This window comes from Oceanobacillus sp. CFH 90083, from assembly GCF_009389585.1.
In the GTDB taxonomy this organism is placed as follows: domain Bacteria; phylum Bacillota; class Bacilli; order Bacillales; family Amphibacillaceae; genus Oceanobacillus.
The window spans coordinates 1-3,150 of record NZ_VIYG01000038.1; the positions used below are offsets into that span (position 1 = coordinate 1).

Below are 3,150 nucleotides of genomic sequence, written 5' to 3' on the forward strand. Positions count from 1 at the left end.
CTAAGGATAGTGGAAGTGGAGATAAGGGTACTGTTAATGGCAAGCTGGAATTAGAAGATTTTACTAAAAATATTTTAGAAACAAAACCTTTGAACTCTCCAATACCCGAAAGATGGTATAGGAAAGGGGGAAGTATCTCCATCGATAATAATGGTACTTGGACTTATACAAATAGATCAGGGACTTCTGTAAGTTATCCAAATGGATATCCAGACTTTAGACCCTTTTTACATCCAGATGTTAAACCTGTTAATATCGAGATACACATCCCCAAAAATAATCAAAAAGATTTTGAAGCAGCAAATAGAGCAGCTGGGTTAAATAAGGATTCTCATCCATCGGTACCTAAAAAAAATCAACCACCAGAAGGTTATACTTGGCATCATCATGAAGATGGAACCACTATGATGTTAGTTGAAGCGGATATTCATGATGAATTTAGACACATCGGGGGACAATCCTTTGTAAATGGGAAAAATAAAAAATAGGAGGAAAATGATTATGGCAGAAATGGAATTAATACATGATAAACTTTCATTAAATGAATTAGAGGATTTTGAAATAGAGCAGGGATTGAATTTCCCGGAATCGTATAGGGATTTTTTACTGAAATATAACGGAGGATACGTAAATCCAAATGTGTTTTATATCTCTTCTGAAGAAGGTGAGAGCGCTATAAATATATTCTACGGCATTGGTAATATGTATAATAATTTAGAGAAAAAATTGGATCTCTTTGATGATTTAATCGATATAGGATTCATTCCCATTGCAAGTGATTCAGGAGGCAATCAGATTTGTTTAGGAGTAAATGAAAAATATTTTGAACAAGTTTATTTTTGGAACCATGAACAAGAAACGGATGAACTTATGGAAAGTATGCATTATTTAGGCGAAAATATTAATAAATTTTTAAATAGTTTATATGAATCTGAGTAAAAAGCTTGGCATCATCAAGGTGGAAAAACAATGGTCCACAGGGACAGGTTCACTGTCCCTGATTTTTTGCCTGTCGCTTTATCCTCCAAATTGCTAAACCTCCTAACCGTAAAGTAGATAATAAAACCGTTTGAGGGTAACGAAATCACCTTTAAATCTTTATTAAAACATTTGAATAGATAAGGGGACTTTAGATGAGTTTATTTGATGAGTGTATTGAAGCACTAGGTGAGGATGTACATGTCTTTTCTGATAATAATAGAGAGCAAATATTAAGTAATTTTGAAAGTTCATTTCCGTTTAAGTGGAGGCGTATTGAATGGGAGAAAGTGTCTAATCATGCTGAAGTGAATACAGTCGATGAGATAATCTCCTTTTTAGACCAAAAAGTGGATGAATACAGTAATGTTGTTTATGTAATTTGGGACGAAGGAACTTTACCTATTATTCAATCTCCTTTAGATAAAGTATTTAAAGTTATAGATGATGTTACTGCTGTAAGTTTTGATACATGGATATTTTCACCATCTTCAGGATATGTTATTGAGATATTTCATGATGGTGAAGTAAGAATAGGATTAAAATAAAATTGGTGTCTTGACAATGGGGTCCACTTTATGGGGTAATAAAATAGTTAATAAAGGGAATGAAAAACGTGAAACTAATTGGTAGTAAGACGGAACAAGATATAAGAAAGCAACTTGTAAAATCTAATGAATCACTTTTCAAAAGTGAAGAGAATAAAAGATTACTTGAAGTGATAAGAAGTTTATATCCAGAAATGAAAGTAGCTTATATTATTGATTGGATACCTGAACAAGGTGAGGATATATATAAGTTATTAATTAATGAAAACATTATTCTGGAGATTGAATTAGACCGATATAGTGCAGAGATTGAACCAATTATAGAATCTAAATCTATTCCTCAATATTTACAAGGTTTAAGTAAGCAGAATCAAATTAAATTAGGAGTTGCCCTTGATTTAGCAAGTAAATATTTGGATAATATGAATAGTTAATAATAAGTACCTTGATTGGCTAAATGCCTTTCAAGGTTTTTTACTTTATATTAAATCAACCGATATTGAGTGAGACAATAAGAAAATAATTTGTTTGAGAATCGAAAACTCATGAAGACTGAACCATCAAGGAGTGCTATTTTAACAATTAAGAGATGACAAGATTAAACAAGCTAAAGGGTTTAAACGTTACATATACAACGAATGAATTAGGAAGAATAGTAGATGTGAAAGCTAATAATCTGGTATTGAAGCAGGGAACGAGAAAAGAATGGATGCAGCTAAAAGTAGGAGGAAAAGACCGTCCCCCAGATGATGACGGAGGACATTTGATAGGGACGCAGTTTAATGGACCGGGAGATATTGATAATCTTGTTGCACAAAATAGCCAGTTTAATCGTGCTGGCGGAGAATGGTAGCAGATGGAGCTACAGTGGGCACAGGTATTATAGGAGACACCGCCGAAGAACGTATCGGTAAGTTTAAACCAGTTTATCAAGACGACTCTTTAAGACCAAGTCGTTTTAAGGTAGAGTATACTATAGAAGGTGAAGGAACGTTTAAAAGATTAATAGAAAATTCTGCAGGAGGTAATTAAATATGGAAAAAGAAATGAATCAGATTTATAGAGAAATAGCTGATACAGTGAATGAGATGATTCCAGAAGAATGGGAGAAATTTTATTTCTATGGACAGGTTTCAGAAACAGGGGGAGGGACGTATTTTTTTTATAACACATCTAAAGAATCAAATAGTTTTTATTATAGTTTAGATATACCATCTTATTTTGCCGTTAACAATCAGGAATTTAAAGAAAAGAAAAGAAAGTTATATAGACTTTGTAAGGATCTGAGAAGAATTTTTAAAGAAAATGAACAAGATTTATGGTATTCCTTTACAATGTCTTTAGAGAAGACAGGAAAACTAAAAATACACTATGATTATACAGATTGGTTCGCAACAGATTATCATTTTGGAGATCAAATGATTATATGGAAATATAAATATTTGGGGGAAGAACGGACAGATGAAAAAGCAAAAAAAGTGCTTGAAAGGTATTTCCGCGACTTTCCAGACAATCCGATTTAATGGATAAAAAATAGTAAAATACAAAGATAGCAGCACTTGATGTTATAGGTCAGGTGCTGTTTTGTTATAATCCATGGGAATGTTGATGTTTATTCGTAAAC

At 32.6% G+C, this 3,150-nt stretch carries 7 protein-coding genes; all 7 read left to right on the forward strand.

Annotated elements, in window-relative coordinates; translation table 11 throughout:
- The coding region (locus tag FLK20_RS21345) for an HNH endonuclease (protein WP_152658615.1) at positions 1-488 on the forward strand (488 nt) is incomplete at its 5' end.
- A 13-nt stretch (positions 489-501) separates the two neighbouring features.
- Positions 502-939, forward strand: coding sequence for an SMI1/KNR4 family protein (locus FLK20_RS21350; RefSeq protein ID WP_152658616.1), 438 nt, complete (start codon positions 502-504; stop codon positions 937-939).
- A 194-nt stretch (positions 940-1,133) separates the two neighbouring features.
- A complete protein-coding gene (locus FLK20_RS21355) occupies positions 1,134-1,526 on the forward strand; it encodes a CDI toxin immunity protein (protein WP_152658617.1) in 393 nt (130 codons plus the stop codon).
- 68 nt (positions 1,527-1,594) lie between these two features.
- Entirely contained in the window at positions 1,595-1,960 is a 366-nt protein-coding gene (locus tag FLK20_RS21360; RefSeq protein ID WP_152658618.1) for a hypothetical protein, read from the forward strand.
- A 227-nt stretch (positions 1,961-2,187) separates the two neighbouring features.
- A complete protein-coding gene (locus FLK20_RS22355; protein ID WP_370453230.1) occupies positions 2,188-2,379 on the forward strand; it encodes a DNA/RNA non-specific endonuclease in 192 nt (63 codons plus the stop codon).
- Positions 2,373-2,558: a hypothetical protein gene (locus tag FLK20_RS22360; RefSeq protein WP_370453231.1), complete on the forward strand. Its 186-nt coding sequence runs from the start codon at positions 2,373-2,375 to the stop codon at positions 2,556-2,558. Before FLK20_RS22355 ends, FLK20_RS22360 begins: the two co-directional genes overlap by 7 nt.
- 2 nt (positions 2,559-2,560) lie before the next feature.
- Positions 2,561-3,049, forward strand: coding sequence for an antitoxin YezG family protein (locus FLK20_RS21370; RefSeq protein ID WP_152658619.1), 489 nt, complete (start codon positions 2,561-2,563; stop codon positions 3,047-3,049).
- Positions 3,050-3,150 lie beyond the last annotated feature (101 nt).